Here is a 23103-nt window from a genome sequence, read left to right as displayed (position 1 = left end):
CTCAGGTTCCCTCGTTCCGGTCCCGCTCCGTGGGCCCGCCGTGACGGGCCATCCCTGGCCCAACACGGCTCTCCCGGCATCCATGCCGGGATGCCCACTGCGCAGAACCTCCTCTCGGCCTCCCGAAGGGGCGGGCAGTTCAAAAGCACTGCGCCCCGAGGCGGCCGACCGGCCGGCCTGTTTGGTGAAAGTGTGCGCGGCTCAGTCTGTAGTCGCTGACGAGCCGTGCGAGGCTGCGTCCGGTTGCGAAGCGACCGTAAAACCTGAGTCCGGGATTTACCTGAACGATCGCTGTGTCCGGTTTTACGACTGCTGCGTCGCAGTGGCGCACCAAAGCGAACGCAGCCTTCGTTCCTCGTCAGCGACTACGGGTTTTGCGCAAGGTTTTGTGACGTCTGCGACGCATTTGTAGCCACTCGATTACCTGGGCGCCACGAATGCCCATAACAGTGCCGGAGTTGGTGTAAGTGTGCGCGGCTCAGTCTGTAGTCGCTGACGAGCCGTGCGAGGCTGCGTCCGGTTGCGAAGCGACCGTAAAACCTGAGTCCGGGATTTACCTGAACGATCGCTGTGTCCGGTTTTACGACTGCTGCGTCGCAGTGGCGCACCAAAGCGAACGCAGCCTTCGTTCCTCGTCAGCGACTACGGGGTTTTGCGCAAGGTTTTGTGACGTCTGCGACGCATTTGTAGCCACTCGATTACCTGAGCACCACGAATGCCCATAACAGTGCCGGAGTTGGTGTAAGTGCGCGCGGCTCAATCTGTAGTCGCTGACGAGCCGTGCGAGGCTGCGTCCGGTTGCGAAGCGACCGTAAACCTGAGTCCGGGATTTACCTGAACGATCGCTGTGTCCGGTTTTACGACTGCTGCGTCGCAGTGGCGCACCAAAGCGAACGCAGCCTTCGTTCCTCGTCAGCGACTACGGGTTTTGCGCAAGGTTTTGTGACGTCTGCGACGCATTTGTAGCCACTCGATTACCTGAGCGCCACGAATGCCCATAACAGTGCCGGAATGAGGGCGGAACCTTTATTCCAGTTACACAGGGCAGTTCAGATCATCGCCCCCAGAGGAGCTGTTTGCGTCACCGGCGCTGTCACCACCCGCCGTATCGCCTCCTGCGCCCTGAACGCCAGCACGGCGCGCTCCTGCGCCTGGCTGGCGATGGGCTCTAGCAGATGGATTTCGACCTCGGCCTGTTCATGGCTAAACAGGCGCAGTAAATGTGACAGCAAGTCATCGTCGCCAATAAACGGTGCTATCCCATCAATCTGGCCATTGCGTAAATAGCGTATGGCCACCGGCTGCAGGGGCACTTGGCTGTCTATCGCCGCCGATAACAACCGACCATGAAAGGTACGTATCGAACGCCCGTCAGTGGTGGTGCCCTCGGGAAACATCAGCAGAGAAAGCGGGTGCTGCAAGTGCTGGCTCATTTGCTCGCGAATCAGTTGGCTGTCTCCTGCGCCCCGGCGAATAAACAGGCTCCCGGCCTTGGCCGCCAGCCAACCGGCAACGGGCCAGCCGCGGACTTCTGATTTGGACAAAAACGAAAGCGGGGTGAGTTGCCCCAGCAGCGCAATGTCGGTCCATGACACGTGGTTGCTGACCCACAGCATGGGCGTTGCCGGTAACTGGCCGACGACGGTGATGCGAAAGGGCAGGGCGTTGCTCAGGCGAGACATGAAAAATTGCGACCAGCGCTGGCGACGGTCCATCGTGCTGCTCAGACTCAAGCGCTCAAGCACGGCGAACGCACTGGCCATGCCCAGCCCCAGGCTGACAACGGCCAGCACACGCGCCACTCGGCCATATCGGCGCAAACGGCTCATTACATGGCCGCCTTGAAGTGTCGCGCATAACGCGGGCATAGCTCATCGCGCTTGAGCAAAATAAACACGTCTGCCACCTGGAAGTCTTCATCCCAGCAAGGTTCACCGCAAATCTTGGCGCCCAGGCGCATGTAGGCCTTGAGCAATGGCGGCATTTCGGCGATGACGTTGGCGGGTATTTCCTGGGCCGGTAACGGCTTTTTCGGTTCGGCGCGCAAATGTTCCGTGCACAGGTAGCGTTCGCGCAGGCGCTGCATGATTGCCTGAGCCTGGATGCCGCCGTCCTGCATGGGGATGCTGGCGCAGCCCATCAGATATCGGTAATTGCCGTGGTTGAGGACTTCTGCCAGCTCGCCCCAGAGTACGGCGATGGTGCCGCCGTTGCGGTAGGCAGGGTCGACACAGGTTCTTCCGATTTCAAGTACGGGCCCTTGCAGATTGGCCAGGCCGTGAAGGTTGAATTCTTCTTCGCTGTAAAAGTGGCCGATGTTTCGGGCGGCACTGTGATCCAGCAGGCGAGTGGTGGCTACCAGCTGGCCGCTATTGAGGTCGCGGACCCCGATATGTTCGCAATGCGCGTCGTAACCGTCCTCGTCCAGTCCATGTTCGGCGCCTTTGAGCCTGGCCTTCAACTCGCCGCTGAACACACGAAAACGCAGGGTCTGGGCCTCGCGCAAAGCGTCGGGCCCGATCAGGCGCTCTGCCTGCAGACGGCGTTCTGGAGCGGTGTCGCGGATACGGACGATCTGGGACATTGCGAATCTCCGTGCAGGCACCGGGCCCGCCTTGGGTTTCTGCCAATCGACTGAGGTGTGCAACTTCAGGCTAGGCAGGTGCAATGTCACCCCTGTGACGTTTGGATGATGCTTGTATGACAGGAGCCCCGGAGGAACTGTCGGTGTCTGACGGCGTCCTAACACTGTGTTAAAAAGTCCAGCCAAAACCGCTCGCCAGGGTTAATGTTCGCCCACGTTTATTTGTCGATGAGTTTTTATGCTTAAAGTGTTGTTTTCTTCTGCCTGCGCCTTGTTGTTGACCCTTGGCGTGAGCCTTTCTGCCCAGGCCAACTGGTATCTGGACGGTGAGTCATCACGGCTTTCGTTTGTCTCCACGCAAAATGCCAATATCGCGAACGTGCATCGCTTTTTGGTCCTGCACGGCAAGGTCGACCGTAAAGGCCTGGCGCAATTGCGTATAGAAATGGATTCGGTCAACAGTGCCGTACCGCTGCGTGATGAGCGCATGCGCGACGTGCTGTTCGATTTCAAGCATTTCCCGGAAGCACAGATTACGGCGCAGATTGACTTGCAACCGATCAATGATCTTGCCCCCGGTGCGCAACTGGAACTGCACTTGCCTGTCACGGTGAGCCTGCGCGGCAAACAACACACCTATGAGGCCGAACTGTTGGCCACCCGCCTTGATGAACGGCGCTTTCAGGTCGTAACCCTGGAGCCGCTGATGCTGCAAGCCGAAGATTTTGGCCTGCAGCCGGAGCTCGAAACCTTGCGCAAATTGGCTGGATTGTCAGCCATCAGTTTTTCAGTGCCGGTGGGTGCGGTACTGATTTTCACGGCTCGCTAAGATGGCCGGCGCGGTGTTTGGCTGGCGCAGCGACAACCAGTTCGAGTTGCTGATCGATGGTTCCCGGTTTTTCCCCCGGATACTGGCAGCCATCGAGCAGGCACAAGAGCAGATTGATCTGGAGTTGTATCTGGTTGAGGCGGGTGGCTGCGCCGAAGCCATCGTGCAGGCGCTGGAACACGCCGCCTGGCGCGAGGTGCGAGTGCGCTGCCTGTTTGACGCCTATGGCAGTCTGGGCCTGGGTTTGAGTTTGCGCCGAAGGCTCACCGATGCCGGAGTTGAACTCAGGCATTACAACCCGCTTAGCTGGCGCCGTGGCCTGAACAACCTGTATCGCGATCATCGCAAACTGTTGTTGGTGGATCAGCAACTGGCCGTGGTCGGGGGCACTGGCGTTACGGATGAGTTTTGGCGCCCCAGTGACGACACCTGTGAATGGCATGAAGTCATGGTCAACATTCAAGGCCCGCTGGTCATGGACTGGCAGATGCTGTTTGATCGTCAATGGCGCGCCAATATCAGTCGCAAGGCATGGAAGCCCGCCACTCACTTCGGGCTTGCACGCTTGCCTGGCCTGCCCCGGGAGGCCAAAGGCATGGGCCGTGTCGCCTATGCGGATGCTCATCAACATCGCGATATCCTGCAATCGCTGGTGCGGGTGATCAACAGTTCCAGCCAACGTATCTGGCTGGCCACGCCTTATTTCTTGCCCACCTGGAGTGTGCGCCGCTCTCTGCGTCGCGCCGCGGCCCGGGGCGTTGATGTACGGCTGTTGCTCACGGGGCCGCGCACCGACCATCCTTCCGTGCGTTACGCCGGTCATCGCTATTACCCGCGGCTGCTGAAGTCCGGTGTGCAGATACTGGAATACCAGCCCTGTTTTTTGCACCTGAAGATGGTGCTGGCTGACGATTGGGTCAGCATTGGCTCGTGCAATTTCGACCACTGGAACCTGCGCTTCAACCTTGAGGCCAACCTCGAGGCGCTCGACCCGGCGCTGACGCAGGCGGTGGTCGCCAGTTTTAACGCCGACTTTGCCCAAAGCCTGCCTGTCAGCTTGCAAGACTGGCAGTCACGACCACTTTGGCGACGAGTAAAACAGCGTATCTGGGGCTGGGTCGATCGGCTGGTGGTTAATGTTTTGGGGCGTCGACACTAGACGCGGTTACAGACGCTTCAAGAACGTGCAAAATCGGGCGACCTCACGGGTCACGCAAAGCGTGAGGCATGATTTTTGGAGCTGTGTGCATGACACCTTCGTTGTTACTGGCCGTTCTGGCTTCTGGTTTTATCTATGGCATCACCCCGGGGCCAGGCGTGCTCGCTGTTTTTGGCATTGGTGCGGCCCGTGGGCGACGTGCCGGGGCCGGGTTTCTGTGCGGGCATTTGCTGGGTGATGTGATCTGGTGCAGCACGGCGCTGATCGCCATCGTGGGCGCGCGTGAATTTGGCAGCACCGCCTTCAATGTGTTGGGCTTGATCAGCGGGCTCTACCTGTTCTGGCTGGGATTGCGCGCGGTGCGCGCCCAGCGCAGCAGCGTTGCCCGGCAAGGACCGGCGCGACAGCCGTTTGCTCACGGGATTTTCTTCGGCCTGACCAATCCCAAGGCGTATCCCGTGGCGGTGGCGACGTTTACGGCGCTGCTGTCCAGCCGTGCAGAGCTTCTGACCTGGGAAATGCTGCCCTGGTTGATCGCATTGAGTTTTGTCGGTGGGGCGATGGCCTACGCGATTTTGGTTGGTATTGTAGGAGCGGGGCATGTCAGGGCACTCTATCAGCGTCATGAGCTGCTGATTACCCGGCTGTGCGGGGTCATGTTCATCGGTTTTGCCATCAGTGCGTTGATGCATGCACTGCCTGGGTTGTTACGAACTATCGTTTGACGTAGGTGGCAGGGAATGCGGTGCGGTGTGTGAGTCAGGGATGAATGTTTCCATTTAACCCTGAGGCATCGAGTTGCCCTATGGACATCAAGAATTACCTGCTCCAGGCAGGTTTTATTGACCTGTTGCTTGACGCTGTCTGTGTGGTGGACCGCAATGGTCGCTTCGTTTATGTCAGTGCAGCCTGCAAACGTATCCTGGGCTATGAGCCCCACGAGCTTAAAGGCCAGTCGATGATCGATCTGGTCTTCCCCGCTGACCGTGAGCGAACGCTGCTCGCGGCCAGCGACATCATGGCCGGTGAACCCAAGCTCAATTTCGAGAACCGCTATGTGCACAAGGACGGGCATGTGGTGCATATCCAATGGTCTGCATGCTGGTCTGAAACCCATGAAATGCGCATTGCCGTGGCCCGCGATGTCACCGAGCGCAAACTGGCGGAGTCACGCCAGGCGGCTCTTTTTGCGATTTCGGAGGCTGCCCATGGGGCCGAGGATTTGCTGGCGCTGTTCAAATGTGTGCACCAGCTCATCGGGCAGTGGTTGCCCGCGGTGAGTTTCTCGGTCGCACTTCGGGAGCAGGGTTCGCTGACGTTTCCCTATTACGTCGACGATCATCCACTTGAGCAGCACTCGCCCGTTCGCCACCTGAGTGAGGAGGTCATGCTCAGTGGCCAGCCCGTCATGCATGTGCCTGACCATGGGCCGTCATGGCTGGGTGTTCCGCTGGCCACTCAGAACGGCACTATGGGTGCGTTGGTGGTCAAAAGCCTGCCGGGTAAAGAACGCTACACCGAGCAACACAAAGACTTGCTGCAATACGTGTCGACCCAGGTGGCAACGGCCATTGAGCGCAAGCAATTGCATGCCCGCCTGCAGTATCTGGCGCAGTACGACGCCTTGACTCACTTGCCCAATCGCGACCTTCTCTATGATCGCCTGCACCGCGCGCTGGCCGCTGCCAAACGGGACAATGAATGCCTGGCCGTGCTGTATGTCGATCTGGACCATTTCAAACTCGTCAACGACAACTATGGGCATGCGGTGGGTGATGACTTGTTGCAGCAGACGGCGCGGCGCCTGACGCTGTGCGTGCGCGAAAGCGATACGGTCTCCAGGATGAGCGGGGATGAATTTGTGCTGGTGCTGGAGAGGCTCAAACTGCCATCGCATGCGCTGATCGTGGCTGAAAAAATTCGCCTTAACCTCAGCCAGCCTGTCTTGATTGGCAATCACACGCTGAACATCATTCCCAGCATTGGCATTGCGGTTTACCCCGAGCACGGAGAGCAGGCCCAGCAATTGCTGCACCATGCAGATACGGCGATGTATCGAGTCAAAAAGAGGGGGCGCGGGTGAACATCGTGTGCAAGCTGTAAAACGCGAAGGGGGAGTTTGCTGCTGTACAGGCCAGGCTTTCAGAGGGGTGAAAGCCTTGAAGAAGTGGAGCGGGTGGCGGGAATCGAACCCGCGTGATCAGCTTGGGAAGCTGGAGTAATACCATTATACGACACCCGCTCAGAGCGGCTGACTTTGTACCAGATGTCAGCCTTGATGAGAAGTTTTATTCTTCAAATGCGTAATTTTGCAGTGTTTTTTCAATTTCCGGGTTACCTGGAACGCTTCACAGGGACTGTTGCTGGTGTTCACTTTGTGTCGGTTCTAAAAAATTGAGCAGCGCGGTTCTGCTGATGTGGCTGGCAGATTTGTGCTCCATGTCCAGAAAGTGCCCGGTGTTTTCCAGGCTGATGAACTGGCTGTTGGCGATGGGGTGCGCAAAGCGCCTGGCATCGTTGGCCACGGTGTACTCGTCCCATGCGCCGTTGATAAACAACACCGGAATATCAATGCCCCTGGCAGCATCGAGAAAGCATGGTTGGTCATTATTGAGGACGTGATTGATATGAAAATGCATCTGCGCGTATTCATGGGCGGCCAGCGTGCTGACATGGCGGAAGTTGAAGCGCTTGAACAGGGGCGGCAAATGTTTGCCCAGCGTGTCGTTGACCAGGTTGCCGACCTGAGTGCGATTGCAGGCTGCCAGGCAACTGCGGCCACGTTCCAGGTAATCGCGCATGGCTTCGTTGATCAGCGGTGAAAAGGAACTGATCACCGCTTTTTCGATACGCCGTGGTGTGTTTGCCAACGCTGTGAGTGCCGCAGTCCCCCCCCACGAGAATGACAGCAGATAATTCGCGTCAAAGTGTTCTATCAGCTCAAGAAGCACCTGGGCTTCCAGCTCTTTTGTCAGCATCTTTTGATGAGGGTTGTGGGGTTTTGACTTGCCCGCGTACGGCTGGTCATACAGAACGACGTTCAGATGGGGGTGCAGGTTTTTCAGGGTCTGGCCAAACGAGGCGGTCGTGGCCATTGAGCCATTGACCAGAATAATGGTGTTTTCTGCGGTGTCGCAGCGATAGAACTCGGTGTGAATTCGATAGTGGCCTTGAATATCGAGCACAGCGATTTCGGGCGTTATCATGGCGTCAGACTCCGGTGAATCGAGCGTCGGTCTGACTGATGGTGCTCCGTGATTGTTACAGAAAGGGGTAGGCCCCGTTGCAGGCTAACTCGCAGGTGCGGGTTGGAATTGAAGCACTTCCTGCTCGCTCAGCGCCCGGTACTCGCCGGGGGCCAGTTGGCTGTCGAGCACCAGTGGCCCGATGCTCTCACGGTGCAGGCGCATGACCTTGTTGTCGAAGAAGCCGAACATGCGTTTGACTTGATGGTAACGACCTTCAACGATACTCAGGCGCGCACTGAATGGGCCCAGCAACTCCAGCCCGGCGGGCTGGGTGGTCAAGTCTTCGAAAGCGAAATAGACGCCCTCGCGAAATTTGCTGATGTAGGCATCGGTTATTTCCTGCTCGGTCTCGACGTAATACACCTTGGGCATCTTGGTCTGCGGCTGGGTGACATGGCGCGACCAGTGCCCGTCATTGGTGATCAGCAGTAGCCCGCTGGTATTGAAGTCCAGTCGACCGGCGATATGCAGGTCATGCTTGTCCGGCTCATTCAGCAAGTCGAGCACAGTGGGATGCTCCGCATCCCGGGTGGCGCTTACGCAACCTTGTGGCTTGTGCAGCATGAAGTACCGGGCAGGTTTTCCGGCCTGCAGGATGTTCTCATCCAGCTCGATACGGCTGAATGCATTGATTTCGTGGCGCGGATCGCTGATGACCTGCCCATCGACCTGGATGCGCTTCTCAATCATGAGCAAGCGAACCTGTTGGCGGTTGAACTGGGGCAGGTTGCTCAGAAAACGGTCTACACGCATAGCGATCAATCACAAGGAATACAGCCGAACATCTTACGTGAGGTGTTACGTTTGCGCTGGCTGCAATTGGCTCAGAACGTTCGCGCAGCGAGGGCAGAGACACGTCAGATTGCGCTGCTCCACTGGCAAGGCACGGATGATTTCTGGGTCGATAGTCACGCCGAAGCACCAGCAGGGTTGGCCCAGGGTGTCAGGGTTGGCCTGGGTGCAGTCGTTACGGGCGCCACAGGCTGGGCAAAGGTCGGGCGTGGTCATGTCAGGTGTCCGTTGTGGGGCAGGCGTTTACTCGAGCTATGGTAATCGCTGTTGGAGGTGTACGCAGGGTTCTGTTGCTCGAGTCGTTCAGGTGTGTACACCCGCTCATTGGCGAATAGTTAGTTGTTAAATAACTTCACGCAACACTATCGGAAAGTAGCTACGTATAACGGCATTGTTAAATAGTCTTGGTTGATTACTCTTGAAGTTATCGGCAGGCAACGCCTGTTCGTAAATATCAACATTAAAATTCATCTTCTGGAGTGTCTGTTTATGAAGTCAGTTCATGTTTTTTTGTGCGCACTGTTTCTGTCGGCAAGTTCACTGGTCAGTGCGGCCGAAAGTTGTCCGAGTGTTGATAATGTGACCCTCAGGGAGGGCGTCTACACGGCGCCGAGCCACAGGGCCGGGGATGAATGGATCGCGGTCTCCAGTGCTTTGTCACCTTCGCGGCTGACGTCATTTGAGGGCGCTGTTTTTTATCCGTTGAACAATCAGCAAGGCACTGCCGGTCGCATCGGATATTGTGAATATAAAGCTCAGGACCGCTCCCGGATCAACTTGTCGTATCGTCAAAGTACGGCGAATGAACATTCAATGCGTCTTGCCAATATTGACAGCTGGACAATGATTGAAAGCGGCGTGGGGCTGATAGTGTACGAGTGCACTGCCGCAAACGCTGGTGCCTGTGCTTTTTCGGTGCTCGACTGAGTGCTTGATTAACTGACGGCGGGTCGACCTGCGAGAGGTGCCAGGGATGGCACTCACCCTTGGTCGGATCTGCAGGTCTGACGCGTTTTATCAACGGCACTGAATATCATTTTTGCTGTCTTAACAGGTGTCAGACGCTGTTGCTGTTTGTCGCCCCCCAGCGTCGCTGGGGGTGCTCTTTCGCGGTCCAGGAGGCCGCCATGTATCGTCGCCTACTTTCTATCATTGCCATCAGCTTATCTGTGACAGCCTGCGTGCCTTACTACTCGGGCAGTTCCGGTTACTACCGCTCTGAGGTGTACTCGGCTCCGGTCACTTATTACGAAGGCGGTTACCGTCCTTACCATGTTTACCCGCGTGGCTACTACGCGCCAGCTCCACGCTACTATCAGGGGCCGCGTTACTACCCTGCACCACGGGGCTACTACCGCGAGCGAGGCTATCATCCTGGCCACGGGCCTGGTTATGGCAGGGGCCCCGATAATGGCGGAGGGTGGCGGGGCCGTTAGGGCAGTTGACAATGGGGGCGGGCTTTTCTAGTGTCCGCCCCATTGTTTTTCAGGATGTAGCCATGACGTCGGATGACCGTATAAAACTTGAACCTGTCTGGAAGCAGGCTTTGCGTGAGGAGTTCGATAAACCTTACATGGCCGGGCTGCGCGAGTTCTTGCGCCAGGAGCATGCCGCCGGCAAAGAGATCTACCCGCCAGGTCCGCTTATTTTCAACGCCCTGAACCTGACGCCGCTGGACAAGATCAAGGTGGTGATTCTGGGGCAGGATCCTTACCACGGCCCGGGCCAGGCGCATGGCCTGTGTTTTTCAGTGCAGCCCGGTATCCCGACGCCGCCTTCGCTGGTCAATATCTATAAAGAGCTCAAACGTGACCTGAACATCGATATCGCCCCCCACGGCTGCCTGCAGCATTGGGCCGAGCAGGGTGTATTGCTGCTCAACACGACAATGACGGTGGAGCGCGCCAATGCGGCCTCCCATGCCAAAAAAGGCTGGGAACACTTCACTGACCGGATTATCCAGGTGGTGAGCGAGCAGCAGCCCAAGCTGGTTTTCCTGTTGTGGGGTGCCCATGCCCAGAGCAAGCAAAAACTCATTGATGCGACCAAGCATCTGGTGCTGACCTCGGTGCATCCTTCACCGTTGTCTGCCTATCGGGGTTTTATTGGTAACGGCCACTTCAGTCGGACCAACAAGTTCCTTGAGCAAAACGGCCTGTCCCCGATCGACTGGAAACTGCCGCCGGTTTAAGTGCATGGGAGGAGGCACACCCGCGACATCGGGTGTGCCCAGGATTACAGAGATGACCCGTTGTGGTCCTGGCGAACCCAGTATCGAAACAGGGGCTCGGCTAAAAACAGCACGAAGATCAGGCGCATGACCTGCAAGGCCGTGACCAGCGGGACTGACAGTTGCAGGGTTTCTGCCGTGAGGCTCATTTCTGCGATACCACCGGGCATCATGCCCAGGGTCATGGAGCGCAGATCGAGCTGGGTTAGGGTGCTCAAGCCCAGCGCACACAGGCTGGCGATCAGCATTGTCACCGCGGTGCCGAGCAAGGTTCGTCCGATAAAGGACGGCGCCCGACGAAAGAACGCCCGGTTGAAGTGACAACCCAGCCCGCTGCCAATCAGCCACTGGCCCATCTGGCTGCTGCCGTCCGGCAGGCCAGTGTGCAAATCCCACAGGATACTGACGCTGGCGCTGACCAGCAGCGGCCCGAACAGCCACGGATTGGGCTGGCGCAAGCGTTGCCAGATCCAGGCCAGCAAAGCCCCTGCCGGAAACAGCAGCGCCAACCAGTAAAAATTGACAGGTGCGGGCTGCAAGGCGGGAGCGCCTTCGCCCATCAGGTATTTGAAGGCTGCCGGGACGCACAGTACAACGGTCAGCACCCGCAGGCTCTGGCCAGCAGCAACCCGGCTCAACACGGCGCCGTTGCGGGCGCCGAGGTTGACCATCTCACCCGAACCACCAGGCATGCTGGAGAAGAACGCCGTGGCGCGGTCCTCACCACTGCGGCGCATCAGCCACACACCGATGACGCTCGATACGCTGGTGAGCAGGGCGCCCGCCAGGATCAGCCAGAAGTGTGCCAGCACCTGCTCCATGACCACGGGCGTGAAGTGCAGGCCGATACCGATGCCCACAATCCACTGACCGCATTTACGTCCGCCAGGGATCTCGGCCAACTGCCAGGGTGTCAGGCAGCGCACCAGGATGATGGCCAGCAAGGAGCCGACCATCCACGGCAACGGCCAGCCGATCAGGCTGGCGAGGTAGCCACCGGCCAGACCGACCAGTGGCGTGCCCCACCAGTGCCTGAATCCTGAATCAAGCATCGGCCAAGGCGCGACGTTGAGCACTACGCTTGCGCCAGATGCGCAGCACAGGCAGCAGCAACATGATCGCCGTCAGCACCCAGACACCCAGGGTGATCGGGCTTGCCCACAGGATCTCCAGCGCACCGTTGGAAATCGACAACGCACGACGCAAGTTCTGCTCCATCAAACCACCCAGGATGAACCCCAGCAGTACCGGAGAGAGCGGGAAGTCGAGCTTGCGCAGGATGTAGCCGAAGATGCCGATACCGATCATCAGGAACAGATCGAACGTGGTGGCGTGCACGGCGTATACACCGATTGCGGTAATGATTGCGATCACCGGCACCAGCGCCCAGTTTGGCACCGAGAGAATGCGGGTGAAGATGCGGATCATCGGGATATTGAGGATGACCAGCATGATGTTGGCGATAAACAACGACGCAATCAGGCCCCAGACGATATCGGGTTGCTGTTGGAACAACAGGGGGCCCGGGGTGATGTTGTACAGCGACAGGGCGCCGATCATCACCGCCGTGGTGCCGGAACCCGGTACGCCGAGAGTCAGCATGGGCACCAGTGCGCCGCAGGCCGAAGCGCCGATGGCGGTTTCAGGTGCTGCCAGACCACGCATGTCGCCCTGGCCGAATTTGCCGCTAGCGCCTGCCAGACGTTTCTCGGTCATGTAGGCCACGGCGCTGGCCAGTGTTGCGCCTGCCCCCGGGAGTACGCCCATGATGAAGCCGAGCAAGCCGCAACGGATGTTCACGACAAATACAGCAGACGCTTCCTTGAAGTTGAACATCATGCGGCCCGTGGCCTTCACGGCTTCCTGGCCGCGGTGGGTTTTCTCCAGCAGCAACAGGATTTCGCTGATGGAAAACAGGCCCAGTACCAGCACGACAAACTGAATGCCGTCAGTCAGGTGGATGTTGTCGCCGGTGAACCGGTAAACACCGCTGTTGGCATCAATCCCGACTGTGGACAGAAACAGCCCGATAAGTGCAGCGATAAAGGTCTTGAGAGGGCGGTCCCCGGCCATGCCGCCCAGGCAAACGATGGCGAACACCATCAGCACGAAATATTCCGCCGGGCCGAAGGCAATCGCCCACTTGGCCAATAACGGGGCGAACAGCACCATGCCACAGGTGGCAATGAAGGCGCCGATGAACGAGCTCCACGCGGACAGCGACAGCGCCACCCCGGCCAGACCCTTGCGGGCCATAGGGTAGCCGTCGAGGGTGGTCATCACGGTGGACGCTTCGCCCGGGATGTTCAGCAGGATTGAGCTGATACGGCCGCCGTATTCACAGCCCAGATAGACCGCGGCCAGCAGAATCAGGGCAGACTCCGGTGGCAGGCCCAGGGCAAATGCGATTGGAATCAGCAGTGCGACCCCGTTGATCGGCCCAAGCCCCGGCAACAGGCCGACCACCGTGCCGATCAGAGTCCCGCACAGCGCGGTGACCAGGTTGTACGGGCTGAGTGCGACGCCAAAGCCCTGGCCCAAATAGCCAAAAGTATCCATATCAGTTCTCCAGAGCTTCGAGCAGGCCAAGCGGCAGTGGGACGTCCATCGCTTTATCGAACAGCAGATAAAGACCGACGCTTATCAGGCTGACGATCACGCAACTGGGTAGCCAGCGTCCGCCATACAGGCGTGCCATCGGGATACCGATCAGGATGCTGCTAAGGATAAAACCCAAGGGCTCGAACGTACCGGCGAAGATCAGCAGCAACACGGTGCACAGCGCGATCTTGGTCAGGGTTTCGCGGTCCAGCTGCGGGTCGTCTTCACTGTGGACGACGGGCGTGGGGCGAAAAATCATGTAGACAAGCCCCAGTCCCATCAGGCCGAGCATCAGCAGCGGGAAGGCCCGCGGGCCAACGGGTTCATAGGAAAACTGCGCCTGATAGGGCCAGGCCATCAGCGCCAGTGCGGCACACGCGAGCAGCAGCACTGAGGCAAAAATGCGTTGGAAGAGCATGGTTCACTCCTGAACCGGGCCTGCGAAGGATCGTGGCCCGGTTACCGGTCAGTAAGGCTTACTGAATGAGGCCAAATTCCTGGGCCAGGACTTTGTAGTCAGCCACCTGCTTTTTGACGTAGGTGTCCAGCTCCGGGCCGGTCATGGCAAACGGGAACAGCTCTCGCTGATCGCGCAGGGTGTTGAACTCTTCGGAGACCAGCAGCTTGTCGAAAGCCGCTTTCCACCAGGCGTAATCCTCGTCGCTGACCTTCGGCCCCAGGTAGAAGCCGCGCACCACGGGCCAGACAATGTCATAGCCCTGCTCTTTGGCGGTCGGAATGTCCTTCATCTCCGGCTCGTCCAGGCGTTCGTTGGCGAACACCGCCAGCAGGCGCATGTCGCCGCTCTGGATATGCGGCATGGAGTCGGAAATGTCCGTGCTGCCGACCTGGATATGGCCGCCCAGCAACGCTGTGGCGATTTCACCACCACCTTCCAGTGCCACATAACGCAGGTCGCGGGGGTTGATCCCGGCAGCCTTGGCAATCAGTGCCGTTTGCATCCAGTCCTGGCTGCCCACCGTGCCGCCCGAACCAATCACCACTTTGCTCGGATCTTTCTTCAGTGCTTGAACCAGATCGTCGAGATTTTTGTAGGGCGAGTCGTTTTTCACCGCAATCGCTCCGTAGCTGGTGCCGACAGCAGCCAGCCAGCGCACGGCACCTTCATCGAAACGACCGAATTTGCCCTGCGCCAGGTTGAGCAATGAGCCGCTGGACCAGGCGACCAGGGTGCCACCATCGGCCGGGCGCTGGGCGACCACGGCGTTATAGGCAACGGCGCCCACGCCACCGGGCATGTAGGTCACGCGCATGGGTTTGCTCAGCAGCTTTTCGTTCACCAGTGCGCTTTGAGCCAGTTTGCAGGTCAGGTCAAAACCGCCGCCTGGGGAGGCCGGGGCAATGCATTCAGGACGTTTTGGCTCGGCCATGAGCTGGCCGGTGAACAGCATGCAGCCGGCAGCGAGTGCCAGGGTGCGCAGGGGAAGTTTCATATCGTCTCCTCAGGAGCTTTTGTTTTTATAGGGCATTTTTTGTTGCTTGGAATCGTTGGCGCAGAGCCGTGCTCCACCCGCGTTACGTAGAACGTGCAGATGGCAGAAAGCCACTCGCAGGGGCCGCGAGGGGAGTATCGGACACGCAAGAAATACAGAAGCGAGAGGTCTTGGACTGATAAGTCAGCATGGGGTGCTCCGTTATTGTTCTTATTGACGAAAACGCTTCAAGGCGTTTTTCGGGCCGTTGTGCTGTGCATAACGGCAACAGAGATTCCTGTCAGTCTCGCGATGCTAGCTCGTCAACCTTTCGCTAACCTTTCAGTAGACATTCCCTGTTTTTGGGCTTCACAGCACTCCTGTCGTCTGTACACTCCGCGCACAAAAGGCTGCGGCCCGGACAAAAAAATTGAGGTAAACACGATGCGTGTGCTTTTGGTCGAAGATCAGCTACAGCTGGCCGAGAGTGTTGCCCAGGCCTTGAAAGGCACAGGCCTGACCGTGGATGTACTGCACGATGGCGTGGCCGCCGACCTGGCCTTGAGCAGTGAAGAATATGCAGTGGCGATTCTGGATGTGGGATTGCCGCGCATGAACGGTTTTGAAGTGCTGGCGCGTTTGCGTGCCCGTGGCAAAACCTTGCCGGTGTTGATGTTGACGGCGCGTAGTGACGTAAAGGACCGGGTTCATGGGCTCAACCTCGGGGCCGATGATTACCTGGCCAAGCCCTTTGAGCTGACCGAGCTGGAGGCGCGGGTCAAAGCGCTGTTGCGCCGTAGCGTGTTGGGCGGCGAACGCCAGCAGCAATGCGGGTCCCTGGTGTACGACCTGGGCACCCGACGCTTTTCCCTGGGTGATGAGCTGCTGACCCTGACCTCTCGCGAGCAAGCCGTGCTCGAAGCGCTGATTGCACGGCCGGGAAGGGTCATGAGCAAGGAGCAGCTGGCGGCTCAAGTGTTTGGCCTGGACGAGGAAGCGAGTCCTGACGCCATCGAAATCTATATTCACCGCTTGCGCAAGAAGCTCGACGGCCAGGCGGTGGCGATTGTGACCTTCAGGGGCCTGGGGTACTTGCTGGAAAGCCGCGATGTTTAAACTCGACAGCTTGCGCTGGAGCCTGCTCTGGCACCTCACGCTGTTGCTGGTTGTCTTGATGCTGGCTAGTGGGCTGAGCGCCTATTTCAATGGTCGTGAGGCCGCCGACACGGCGTACGACCGAACCTTGCTGGCCTCGGCCCGAACCATTTCTGCAGGCCTTTCACAACGTGATGGCACCCTGAGCGCAGATGTTCCCTACGTTGCCCTTGATACGTTTGCCTACGACAGTGCGGGCCGAATCTACTATCAGGTCAACGATATCCATCAGCACCTGATTTCAGGTTATGAAAACCTGCCTGCTCCGCCACCGGGCACGCCGCGTACCGATGATTACCCGGCGTTGGCGCGTTTCTATAACGGCACCTACCTGGGGCAGAACGTGCGGGTCGTGAGTTTGCTCAAGGCCGTCACCGAACCCAGCATGAATGGCATGGCGGAAATCCGCGTCGCCGAAACCGATGAGGCCCGGGTGGCCATGGCGCGCAGCTTGATGGCGGATACCTTGCTGCGTTTGGGCATGCTGGGGCTGGGGGCGTTGTTGGTCGTGTGGTTTGCCGTCAGTGCCGCTTTACGCCCGCTGGAGCGTTTGCGCACAGCCGTTGAGGAGCGTGAGATGGATGACTTGCGACCCTTGCCGCTGGTCTCGGTACAGCGAGAGTTGCGGCCATTGGTTCAGGCGCTCAATCACTTTACCGAGCGCTTGCGCAGTCAATTCAAGCGTCAGGCGCAGTTTATTGCAGATGCCGCCCATGAGCTGCGTACACCCCTGGCGGTGCTCAAGGCCCAGCTTGAGCTGGGTTTGCGCGCCAATGATCCGTCGACCTGGCGCAATACGCTCGAGCAGGCGACCCAGGGCACTGACCGCCTGACCCACATGGCCAATCAGCTACTGTCGCTGGCGCGTATTGAAAATGGCGCCCGCGCCATCGCCGAAGGGGGGGCGCAGTTGCTCGACCTCAGCCAGTTGGCCCGCGAGCTGGGGATGGCAATGGCACCGCTGGCCCATGCCCGGGGTTTTGCGCTGGCGCTTGAGGCCGACCAGCCGGTGTGGTTGTACGGTGAGCCCACGTTGCTGCATGAACTGCTGAGCAATCTGGTGGACAACGCCATGGCCCACTCGCCATCGGGTAGCAATATTATTTTGCGAGTCAATTCGCCCGCGATACTGGAAGTCGAAGATGACGGTCCGGGGATTCCTCTTGAAGACCGCGAACGGGTTTTTGAACGCTTCTATCGACGCAATTCACACGTGGCGGGGTCGGGGTTGGGCCTGGCGATTGTGGGCGATATCTGTCGCGCTCACCTGGCACACATCAGCCTGCATGACGGTGCCCAGGGCGGGTTGAAAGTGCGGGTCAGTTTCGTGCCGGCCAATGGCGGGCGGGTGCAGTAGCAGGCGTGTTTTGTGTGGGAGCCGGTTTGCCTGCGATCCAGGCGACCCGGTTTGACTGAAAGACTGCGCTGATGCCATCGCGAGCAAGCCCGCTCCCACAAAGCCAGCTGCTGGCCTAGATAAACATTCCGCGTGCGTCATTGAGCTGCTGTTCAAATTTTGCATCGCCTGCATCCAGCCCCAGGTGCTTGAAGGCGGGCAGGGCGTTCAGCTTGTCGATGTCCTGTTGCATGAACACGGTCGCGATTTGAACAAGGTCGATGTAGTCGATGTTTTTGGATTCGCGAGAAAAGTCCTGATACTGGCCCGGAACCTTTAACAGCATTTCCGGGAACTCCCACCCCGCCAGCAATTTGTCGCCAATCAGCGGGTGAATGCTTTCAATGACGTGATTGAGTGAAATCGGGTCGGAGAGCAGTTCGTTGTTCTCTTCGGCGTAGGTCAGGATGGGCAGCACGCCGATTTGATGCACCAGGCCACCCAGTGCCGCCTGGTCGGGCTTGAGCGAGGTATGGCGGCGGCACAGGGTGTAGCAAATCCCTGCCACCTCCAGGCTTTGACGCCATACATCGCGCATTTTTTGCTCAACGACTTCCGAGCGGGCATGGAAGATTTGCTCCATGACCAGCCCGATCGCCAGATTGCTGCTGTAGTTGACTCCCAGGCGCGTGATCGCGGTGTGCAGGTCAGTGACCTCCCGGGTGGCACGCAGCATCGGGCTGTTGACCACTTTGATCAGGCGTGCGGACAGCGCGGTGTCGCGACCGATGACCTTGCTCAAGTGGCTGACGCTGATTTCAGGGTTTTCAGCTGCCTTGCGGATGTTCAACGCCACTTCAGGCAGCGTTGGTAAAACCAGATCATCTCTATCAATGGCCTTGATCAAGTCCATTTGGACTCTGCGCGCCAGCATGCTCATTTCTCTAGGGGGTATTTCGATGTGTGGCAATCAACGCTGGATCTCGCGATCACGGTCCAGTTGATACGGCAGCTCAAGCAGCGAAAGGCCAGGGCCTTGCAAGTCGCCCACGTGAATATCCCCCGCTTGCGCGGCATCGGAGGTCAGGACGGCCAGCAACTCGATCCCGTTCTCTGCTTTGGCCCCAAGCACTACTTCGCCTACGGAGCTGGTGTGGGTAGGGGAGAACAGAGGGGTGCCGGGCGCCGGGACATCATGACCCGCCTCCAGCGACAAACGGTAAAGATGGCGTTTGAGCTTGCCCAGGTATTGCATGCGGGCGACGATTTCCTGGCCGGTATAGCAACCTTTTTTGAAGCTGACACCGCCCACGGCTTGCAGGTTGATCATCTGCGGAATAAACAGTTCGCGGGTCTGGGGCATGACCTGGCCAATGCCTGCGCGTACCTGGCCCAGCAACCATTCATTGAGATCGGCCTCAACCAGTTGCGTTTTCAAGTGCTGGACCAGGCTTTCGGTCTGCTCCACAGGAGCCCACAGCTCAGCACGGTCTTCGGAGGCGCGAATGGCGATCAAATCGCTGGCACGAGCAACGCTGTCGGTTTCGGCAGGCAGGTTCAGGCCCAGGCTTTGCAGTACCGCGTCCGCCTGGTACAGGCCAAAGCGAACCCAGTTGGCGCTGTCGTCGGTCAATTTGGATTTGGAAAACACCGCGTATTTTTTCAGGTCTGCCAACTGGGGTTCAACCAGCTCGCGAGCCATCGCCAGCAGACAGCCGTTGTCCTGCAGCACGATGCGAAAACTGGACTGCATGCGGCCTTTTTGCGTGCAGCGGGCCCCCAGGCTCGAGCGGGTTTCACTCAGGTAGTTGAGGTTGCAGGTCAACTGGCCTTGCAGAAACTTGCTGGCGTCGTTGCCGATCACAGCAAGAATGCCTTCGTGGTTCAGAGTGCAGAAAAAAGCAGAGTCGGCCATGGGTCATCGCAGGTAAAAAATGTCTGGGACACATCATAGAGGTGTGCCCTGCAAATGGGTAGTTCCAGGGGCCGACCAAAGCCGACTGTTCTATGACGGATCGGCCTGTATACTTGCGCTCTATTTGAGGAGCGCTCCATGGTCGAAGATGTTGAACTCAATCGTCTCTACTGGCACAGCCGTCGCGGCATGCTTGAACTGGACGTGCTGCTGGTGCCTTTCGTCAAGGAGGTGTACGCCACCCTTAACGACGTGGACCGTGAATGCTATCGCAAGCTGCTGGAATGTGAAGACCAGGACATGTTTGGCTGGTTCATGGAGCGCGCCGAGTCTGAAGACCCTGAGCTGCAGCGCATGGTTCGCATGATTCTGGATCGTGTCCAGCCCAAGTAATTGTTTTGAATGCCGCTGGCATGCCTGCGGGCAATTGCTGGCGGCTTATCTTGCAGCCCAGGCCCTGGCGCTGATCTCAATCTGCCTTCTTTCAATACCTGTCTGGGCACGTGTGCTTGGCGCATTGTTGTGCCTGGCCCATGGGGTTTGGGCGCTGCCACGGCATATTCGACTGACCCACGCCAGTGCCGTAACCCGATTGCGCCATGATGCCGATGGCTGGCAGTTATGGAGTCGTGACAAGGGCTGGCAGGCCGTGCAGTTGCGCCGTGACAGCCTGGCGCTGCCCTGGGTCGTGATCGTGCGCTTTCGTGTACGCGATGAGTGGCGGGTGCGGGCGGTGTGCATCCCGGCAGATGCGCTGGCGCCGGATCAGCACCGACGCTTGCGCGTGCGACTGAAGTTCAGTCGGCGTAGGTGGCTGGCACCCGAATAGTGCCCAGGGCCTAGAACAGTGAATCAATACTGACGGTAAAGGGCGTACCAATGACGCGTCCGTGGAGCAAGCCCAACCGTTCATGATTGGCGTCTGCGGTGGGGGCCATGGCCAGTTGTTCCGGGACCTTGTTTTCCGGATGAGCATCCCAGCGCAACAGGCACTCTGACAGCAGGTCGGGCTGTGTTGAAAACGCGCCGTAAACACGGGCCTCGTTGATTGTGCTTTGCTGCAGGCGTTTCAAGCGCTCGAAGGTCATGTGTACCTTGTCGATCTCACGATTGAGCGCATCGATGGTCAGTTCGATGGCCCGGTTGTAGGGGGTAGGAGAGTCGCTGAGCATGCGGCGCTTGGAGCGCAGTTGTTCCGTGATTGTTGCCAGAGCAATTCTGATGTGCTCGAACTCATCATAGGTCACCAGAGAGCGCTTGAGTTTCAGGGCTTCTTGCCAACGCCGCAGGGCAGCCCAGCAACCGGGGATATAGCCGCCGACCATTGAATGGTTGTCCGCGTCAAAAATCTGGGAAATGAACCCCGATCTTTCAGGTAGCCCATTGTTCTGATGAATGGCCAGAGTACAGGCCGCATGCTCGGTAATGGTGTCGCAGCCGGGTTCCCACATAATCGAGGACATTTTGTTTGCGCCGAACGCTACCGGCATAAAGTGTTGCAAGGTGCCGTGATGCTCGTAAGGCTCGCCGGTCAAGTTGGCAATGCCCGCGACAAAGCCTGCGATGCCCAGAGGCGCGTTAAAGAAAGTGAGTGCCGCTCCCGGGAGGTACACCCTGGGCTTGGTGTTCATCCAGGGTGCCGGCACGCTGGGTACCGGGTCGTTATGGTTGACCATGCGGTAATGCACCAGGTCGGCAGCGCCTTTTACAAAAGTGCTGTCTGCTGCTCTTGGGGCGCCGTAGGTGTACAGCACGATGTCGACTTCATATTCTTTCTGGCGCCGCAGCATCTCCGAGAGCAGTAAGGAAATTGCCCCACCCAGGCTGTGGCCGCAAATGATTAGCTTCTGTCCGGTGTAAAACTTCTCGAGATAGTTGGCCGTGAGGTCATAGACTTTCAGTGCCGCTTCATAGAATCCACGGTGAACCTTGCCGACGCCTTCAACAAAAGGGACTTGGAGCGCATCTGCATCCCTAAGTCCATCCGCTAGTATTTCATTGGTACCGCGTACAGAAATCAGCATGAACTCGTCGTTATGGGTGATAAAGGCCTGGGTGTCAGTACTATTAATTTGCTCTCGATCATCGAGAAAGTGAATGCTGGCCGGGTGTTCTTGTTTATCTTCCAGATCCGGGCTATTCGATGGGTACAGATCAGGATCAAACGGCACGATTTCCAGGCGTTTTGAGTACGGTACATCTTCATATAGCGGGTAGTAGGCACTGGTTTGTCCAGGGTCTACTTTCCAGATTTCATCAAACCTGGCCAGAGCGTCGCCAAACCAGTTACCCATGCTCGGCTGTACAGGGAAACTTACAGCCTTCGCCCTGATGGGCGTCTTATCAGGCTGCTGACCAAACGGGTTGTAGCTCAAGGTGGTCATAAGGGAGAGCTGATACAGATTCAGCGCACAGAACTGCGAGTCGGTGGAGAGCATCGGGCGCAGGGCCCGTAAAGGGCGCATTTCCAGTACGTTATGTTTATTTGGAAGCAGGCAGACGCCCTGTTTTCCATGCTCGCGCATAAGCTTGGCCCAGTGTTTATTGGGCGGATAGTGAGCTTCAACCTCGGGCGGTAAATGTGCGACATGTTTAACCAGATGGCGAACTTCAACTTGGCAGAAAAAATCTGCACTGGCTTGGGCGGGGTTACTTTGAGTGCGTGAGCCGTCGTTATGAAAGTAACGGGTTTGTTCGGCACGAACCTGGAGGTCAGTTATTGGAAGTGGGTAGTGGGGCCTTTGTATTCGGCGTACATAGGCCAGCTCTTGCCCTTGATAATGCGCTTCTAAAATCAAAGCTATTGGGCCTCCAAAGTGGTTTTCTACCTTGCCTGTTCCTGTGTCGTCTAATTTACCCTCGTATACCTGTCCTTCCGCATCGATTACCTTATAGGCAAGTCCAGCATAAGGTTGCCCTTCGCCATTTTCGTCAACCAACTGAAAACGTGTCCATTTGCCTTGAGTAGGACAGGCAAACATACGACTGTTTAGCGGGTGTTTCACCTCTTCATCAAAAGTGGTCATATTTTAGTGTCCTTATTCAGTGCAGCCAGGATAAATAGTGCAGCTACGCCCATCAGGCATTTTGAAACTGCTAAATTCTTTGTGGTTTCCGAAGCAATATGCGTCTTGATCCTCAAAGCTTTTTCCCATACAGCGTTTCCAGCCATTGGGGAACTTGACCCATGTATCTCCCCAGCCGGGTCTTTCTTCATCGGCCAACTTGATTTTTAGCTTCACAGTTTTACCTGGTAGTTGATCCAAGGTGTAAGTCCCTACGGGTCGTCCTTTAGTCACCAAGCCTTGATTGTCAATTTTTTTGCAGTCGAGGAGTTTTCTTATATATCGCTTGGGGCCTACTGTCCGAAACAGCCATTGGCATTGACCATTTATGGCGCTTTCTCCACTAACATCAAAAGTTTCTTTATATTGTTCTTCCAGTTCCTCGCGAACGATAACCATCGCTGAGTCTCTACTGGAGTCTCCACGGTCTTTTCCATAAGAACCGTAGATGAAGAGTTCAATGCGATAAATAGCGACCCGACAGCCCTCTACAGTCCGATAGATGGGGGTTTCTTGATCGAGTTTGTATATTTCTCTATGGCCAAGGCGCCATCTTTGGTTATAGCCAACATGAGGCTTTTTAACGGTGCAGGTTTCCCCCTTGATGGGGGCATATTTGGCCACTGCTTCGTAAGTGAAATTGGGAGGCAGATCAGCCGTAAAGGTAAAACTTTCCGATTTGCCCATGGCGCACCCTGCTACCAGGGCCACACAAGAACCCAAAACGCCGCCTTTAAATATTACTGTCATTGGGTA

Annotated in this window: 24 protein-coding genes and 1 tRNA gene; 11 read left to right on the top strand and 14 right to left on the bottom strand. The window is 57.7% G+C overall.

All coding sequences use genetic code 11. The features are described from left to right. Nucleotides 1-1049 precede the first annotated feature (1049 nt). Together VSQ83_RS18360 and olsB are read right to left on the bottom strand one after the other, a co-directional pair. Nucleotides 1050-1829: a lysophospholipid acyltransferase family protein gene (locus VSQ83_RS18360; protein ID WP_326427304.1), complete on the bottom strand. Its 780-nt coding sequence runs from the start codon at nucleotides 1827-1829 to the stop codon at nucleotides 1050-1052. Then, complete coding sequence (olsB, locus tag VSQ83_RS18355; RefSeq protein ID WP_133077700.1) at nucleotides 1829-2584, bottom strand: L-ornithine N(alpha)-acyltransferase; 756 nt, start codon at nucleotides 2582-2584, stop codon at nucleotides 1829-1831. Before olsB ends, VSQ83_RS18360 begins: the two co-directional genes overlap by 1 nt. Before the next feature lie 238 nt (nucleotides 2585-2822). On the opposite strand from olsB, the gene VSQ83_RS18350 reads away from it, so the two are divergent. The 4 genes from VSQ83_RS18350 to VSQ83_RS18335 all read left to right on the top strand — a co-directional run bounded on the left by VSQ83_RS18350 (nucleotide 2823) and on the right by VSQ83_RS18335 (nucleotide 6655). Further along, nucleotides 2823-3413 carry a YceI family protein gene (locus tag VSQ83_RS18350; protein WP_133077699.1) on the top strand — a complete coding sequence of 197 codons (591 nt, stop codon included), beginning with the start codon at nucleotides 2823-2825 and terminating at the stop codon, nucleotides 3411-3413. 1 nt (nucleotide 3414) lies between these two features. Beyond that, nucleotides 3415-4572 (top strand): phospholipase D-like domain-containing protein, encoded by a 1158-nt coding sequence (locus tag VSQ83_RS18345; RefSeq protein ID WP_326427302.1) that lies wholly within the window; start codon nucleotides 3415-3417, stop codon nucleotides 4570-4572. Between the two features lie 89 nt (nucleotides 4573-4661). Continuing rightward, the gene (locus VSQ83_RS18340) at nucleotides 4662-5297 is read left to right on the top strand and encodes a LysE family translocator (protein WP_133077697.1); all 636 of its coding nucleotides are present in this window, start codon (nucleotides 4662-4664) and stop codon (nucleotides 5295-5297) included. Between the two features lie 80 nt (nucleotides 5298-5377). Then, nucleotides 5378-6655: a diguanylate cyclase domain-containing protein gene (locus VSQ83_RS18335; RefSeq protein ID WP_326427301.1), complete on the top strand. Its 1278-nt coding sequence runs from the start codon at nucleotides 5378-5380 to the stop codon at nucleotides 6653-6655. Nucleotides 6656-6740: 85 nt separating this feature from the next. On the opposite strand, the gene VSQ83_RS18330 is transcribed toward VSQ83_RS18335, so the two are convergent. The 4 genes from VSQ83_RS18330 to VSQ83_RS18315 all read right to left on the bottom strand — a co-directional run bounded on the left by VSQ83_RS18330 (nucleotide 6741) and on the right by VSQ83_RS18315 (nucleotide 8828). After that, nucleotides 6741-6814, bottom strand: a tRNA-Gly gene (locus VSQ83_RS18330). Between the two features lie 106 nt (nucleotides 6815-6920). Then, on the bottom strand, nucleotides 6921-7778 hold the full coding sequence (locus tag VSQ83_RS18325) for an alpha/beta fold hydrolase (protein ID WP_326427299.1): 858 nt from the start codon (nucleotides 7776-7778) through the stop codon (nucleotides 6921-6923). 84 nt (nucleotides 7779-7862) lie between these two features. Then, entirely contained in the window at nucleotides 7863-8573 is a 711-nt protein-coding gene (locus VSQ83_RS18320) for a pseudouridine synthase (RefSeq protein ID WP_133077694.1), read from the bottom strand. A gap of 45 nt (nucleotides 8574-8618) precedes the next feature. Then, nucleotides 8619-8828, bottom strand: a complete 210-nt coding sequence (locus tag VSQ83_RS18315; RefSeq protein WP_326427298.1) for a cysteine-rich CWC family protein — start codon at nucleotides 8826-8828, stop codon at nucleotides 8619-8621. Between the two features lie 273 nt (nucleotides 8829-9101). Here VSQ83_RS18315 and VSQ83_RS18310 point away from each other — a divergent pair, with 273 nt between their 5' ends. The 3 genes from VSQ83_RS18310 (at nucleotide 9102) to ung (ending at nucleotide 10803) form a co-directional block, all read left to right on the top strand. Then, nucleotides 9102-9539, top strand: coding sequence for a DUF3757 domain-containing protein (locus VSQ83_RS18310; protein WP_219262927.1), 438 nt, complete (start codon nucleotides 9102-9104; stop codon nucleotides 9537-9539). Between the two features lie 200 nt (nucleotides 9540-9739). Then, nucleotides 9740-10048, top strand: coding sequence for a hypothetical protein (locus VSQ83_RS18305; protein ID WP_133077691.1), 309 nt, complete (start codon nucleotides 9740-9742; stop codon nucleotides 10046-10048). A gap of 62 nt (nucleotides 10049-10110) precedes the next feature. Next, nucleotides 10111-10803 (top strand): uracil-DNA glycosylase, encoded by a 693-nt coding sequence (ung, locus tag VSQ83_RS18300; protein WP_133077690.1) that lies wholly within the window; start codon nucleotides 10111-10113, stop codon nucleotides 10801-10803. Nucleotides 10804-10847: 44 nt separating this feature from the next. Here ung and VSQ83_RS18295 read toward each other — a convergent pair whose 3' ends face one another. The 4 genes from VSQ83_RS18295 to VSQ83_RS18280 are packed head-to-tail and all read right to left on the bottom strand — an operon-like array spanning nucleotide 10848 to nucleotide 14897. Further along, nucleotides 10848-11894: an AbrB family transcriptional regulator gene (locus tag VSQ83_RS18295; protein WP_133077689.1), complete on the bottom strand. Its 1047-nt coding sequence runs from the start codon at nucleotides 11892-11894 to the stop codon at nucleotides 10848-10850. Then, a complete protein-coding gene (locus tag VSQ83_RS18290; RefSeq protein ID WP_133077688.1) occupies nucleotides 11887-13401 on the bottom strand; it encodes a tripartite tricarboxylate transporter permease in 1515 nt (504 codons plus the stop codon). The genes VSQ83_RS18295 and VSQ83_RS18290 overlap by 8 nt, the downstream gene beginning before the upstream one ends. Nucleotide 13402: 1 nt before the next feature. After that, a complete protein-coding gene (locus tag VSQ83_RS18285) occupies nucleotides 13403-13861 on the bottom strand; it encodes a tripartite tricarboxylate transporter TctB family protein (RefSeq protein ID WP_219262924.1) in 459 nt (152 codons plus the stop codon). 58 nt (nucleotides 13862-13919) lie between these two features. Beyond that, nucleotides 13920-14897, bottom strand: coding sequence for a Bug family tripartite tricarboxylate transporter substrate binding protein (locus tag VSQ83_RS18280; protein WP_133077686.1), 978 nt, complete (start codon nucleotides 14895-14897; stop codon nucleotides 13920-13922). Between the two features lie 423 nt (nucleotides 14898-15320). Here VSQ83_RS18280 and VSQ83_RS18275 point away from each other — a divergent pair, with 423 nt between their 5' ends. Both VSQ83_RS18275 and VSQ83_RS18270 read left to right on the top strand, forming a co-directional pair. Next, the gene (locus VSQ83_RS18275; RefSeq protein WP_133077685.1) at nucleotides 15321-15992 is read left to right on the top strand and encodes a response regulator; all 672 of its coding nucleotides are present in this window, start codon (nucleotides 15321-15323) and stop codon (nucleotides 15990-15992) included. After that, nucleotides 15985-17388, top strand: coding sequence for a sensor histidine kinase (locus VSQ83_RS18270; RefSeq protein ID WP_133077684.1), 1404 nt, complete (start codon nucleotides 15985-15987; stop codon nucleotides 17386-17388). The genes VSQ83_RS18275 and VSQ83_RS18270 overlap by 8 nt, the downstream gene beginning before the upstream one ends. A gap of 115 nt (nucleotides 17389-17503) precedes the next feature. On the opposite strand, the gene VSQ83_RS18265 is transcribed toward VSQ83_RS18270, so the two are convergent. Further along, on the bottom strand, nucleotides 17504-18307 hold the full coding sequence (locus VSQ83_RS18265) for an HDOD domain-containing protein (protein WP_133077683.1): 804 nt from the start codon (nucleotides 18305-18307) through the stop codon (nucleotides 17504-17506). Nucleotides 18308-18337: 30 nt separating this feature from the next. Beyond that, a complete protein-coding gene (gene ygfZ / locus VSQ83_RS18260) occupies nucleotides 18338-19282 on the bottom strand; it encodes a CAF17-like 4Fe-4S cluster assembly/insertion protein YgfZ (RefSeq protein WP_133077682.1) in 945 nt (314 codons plus the stop codon). A gap of 138 nt (nucleotides 19283-19420) precedes the next feature. On the opposite strand from ygfZ, the gene VSQ83_RS18255 reads away from it, so the two are divergent. Then, complete coding sequence (locus tag VSQ83_RS18255; protein WP_003440597.1) at nucleotides 19421-19675, top strand: FAD assembly factor SdhE; 255 nt, start codon at nucleotides 19421-19423, stop codon at nucleotides 19673-19675. After that, nucleotides 19659-20111 carry a protein YgfX gene (locus VSQ83_RS18250; RefSeq protein WP_219262922.1) on the top strand — a complete coding sequence of 151 codons (453 nt, stop codon included), beginning with the start codon at nucleotides 19659-19661 and terminating at the stop codon, nucleotides 20109-20111. Before VSQ83_RS18255 ends, VSQ83_RS18250 begins: the two co-directional genes overlap by 17 nt. A gap of 10 nt (nucleotides 20112-20121) precedes the next feature. Here VSQ83_RS18250 and VSQ83_RS18245 read toward each other — a convergent pair whose 3' ends face one another. Then, nucleotides 20122-22308, bottom strand: a complete 2187-nt coding sequence (locus tag VSQ83_RS18245) for a lipase family protein (protein ID WP_219262921.1) — start codon at nucleotides 22306-22308, stop codon at nucleotides 20122-20124. Nucleotides 22309-22320: 12 nt separating this feature from the next. Beyond that, nucleotides 22321-23097 carry a hypothetical protein gene (locus VSQ83_RS18240; RefSeq protein ID WP_219262920.1) on the bottom strand — a complete coding sequence of 259 codons (777 nt, stop codon included), beginning with the start codon at nucleotides 23095-23097 and terminating at the stop codon, nucleotides 22321-22323. Between the last annotated feature and the right edge of the window lie 6 nt (nucleotides 23098-23103).

The sequence above is a fragment of the Pseudomonas sp. DSV-1 genome (assembly GCF_035830915.1).
Lineage (GTDB): Bacteria > Pseudomonadota > Gammaproteobacteria > Pseudomonadales > Pseudomonadaceae > Aquipseudomonas.
The sequence above is the reverse complement of the archived record's forward strand: the minus strand, read 5'-3'. Positions and strand labels throughout refer to the sequence as shown.

Coding starts and splice junctions, on each gene's coding strand:
- VSQ83_RS18360 (WP_326427304.1), bottom strand. CDS start 1,829: ATGAGCCGTTTGCGCCGATATGGCCGAGTGGCGCGTGTGCTGGCCGTT.
- olsB (WP_133077700.1), bottom strand. CDS start 2,584: ATGTCCCAGATCGTCCGTATCCGCGACACCGCTCCAGAACGCCGTCTG.
- VSQ83_RS18350 (WP_133077699.1), top strand. CDS start 2,823: ATGCTTAAAGTGTTGTTTTCTTCTGCCTGCGCCTTGTTGTTGACCCTT.
- VSQ83_RS18345 (WP_326427302.1), top strand. CDS start 3,415: ATGGCCGGCGCGGTGTTTGGCTGGCGCAGCGACAACCAGTTCGAGTTG.
- VSQ83_RS18340 (WP_133077697.1), top strand. CDS start 4,662: ATGACACCTTCGTTGTTACTGGCCGTTCTGGCTTCTGGTTTTATCTAT.
- VSQ83_RS18335 (WP_326427301.1), top strand. CDS start 5,378: ATGGACATCAAGAATTACCTGCTCCAGGCAGGTTTTATTGACCTGTTG.
- VSQ83_RS18325 (WP_326427299.1), bottom strand. CDS start 7,778: ATGATAACGCCCGAAATCGCTGTGCTCGATATTCAAGGCCACTATCGA.
- VSQ83_RS18320 (WP_133077694.1), bottom strand. CDS start 8,573: ATGCGTGTAGACCGTTTTCTGAGCAACCTGCCCCAGTTCAACCGCCAA.
- VSQ83_RS18315 (WP_326427298.1), bottom strand. CDS start 8,828: ATGACCACGCCCGACCTTTGCCCAGCCTGTGGCGCCCGTAACGACTGC.
- VSQ83_RS18310 (WP_219262927.1), top strand. CDS start 9,102: ATGAAGTCAGTTCATGTTTTTTTGTGCGCACTGTTTCTGTCGGCAAGT.
- VSQ83_RS18305 (WP_133077691.1), top strand. CDS start 9,740: ATGTATCGTCGCCTACTTTCTATCATTGCCATCAGCTTATCTGTGACA.
- ung (WP_133077690.1), top strand. CDS start 10,111: ATGACGTCGGATGACCGTATAAAACTTGAACCTGTCTGGAAGCAGGCT.
- VSQ83_RS18295 (WP_133077689.1), bottom strand. CDS start 11,894: ATGCTTGATTCAGGATTCAGGCACTGGTGGGGCACGCCACTGGTCGGT.
- VSQ83_RS18290 (WP_133077688.1), bottom strand. CDS start 13,401: ATGGATACTTTTGGCTATTTGGGCCAGGGCTTTGGCGTCGCACTCAGC.
- VSQ83_RS18285 (WP_219262924.1), bottom strand. CDS start 13,861: ATGCTCTTCCAACGCATTTTTGCCTCAGTGCTGCTGCTCGCGTGTGCC.
- VSQ83_RS18280 (WP_133077686.1), bottom strand. CDS start 14,897: ATGAAACTTCCCCTGCGCACCCTGGCACTCGCTGCCGGCTGCATGCTG.
- VSQ83_RS18275 (WP_133077685.1), top strand. CDS start 15,321: ATGCGTGTGCTTTTGGTCGAAGATCAGCTACAGCTGGCCGAGAGTGTT.
- VSQ83_RS18270 (WP_133077684.1), top strand. CDS start 15,985: ATGTTTAAACTCGACAGCTTGCGCTGGAGCCTGCTCTGGCACCTCACG.
- VSQ83_RS18265 (WP_133077683.1), bottom strand. CDS start 18,307: ATGAGCATGCTGGCGCGCAGAGTCCAAATGGACTTGATCAAGGCCATT.
- ygfZ (WP_133077682.1), bottom strand. CDS start 19,282: ATGGCCGACTCTGCTTTTTTCTGCACTCTGAACCACGAAGGCATTCTT.
- VSQ83_RS18255 (WP_003440597.1), top strand. CDS start 19,421: ATGGTCGAAGATGTTGAACTCAATCGTCTCTACTGGCACAGCCGTCGC.
- VSQ83_RS18245 (WP_219262921.1), bottom strand. CDS start 22,308: ATGACCACTTTTGATGAAGAGGTGAAACACCCGCTAAACAGTCGTATG.
- VSQ83_RS18240 (WP_219262920.1), bottom strand. CDS start 23,097: ATGACAGTAATATTTAAAGGCGGCGTTTTGGGTTCTTGTGTGGCCCTG.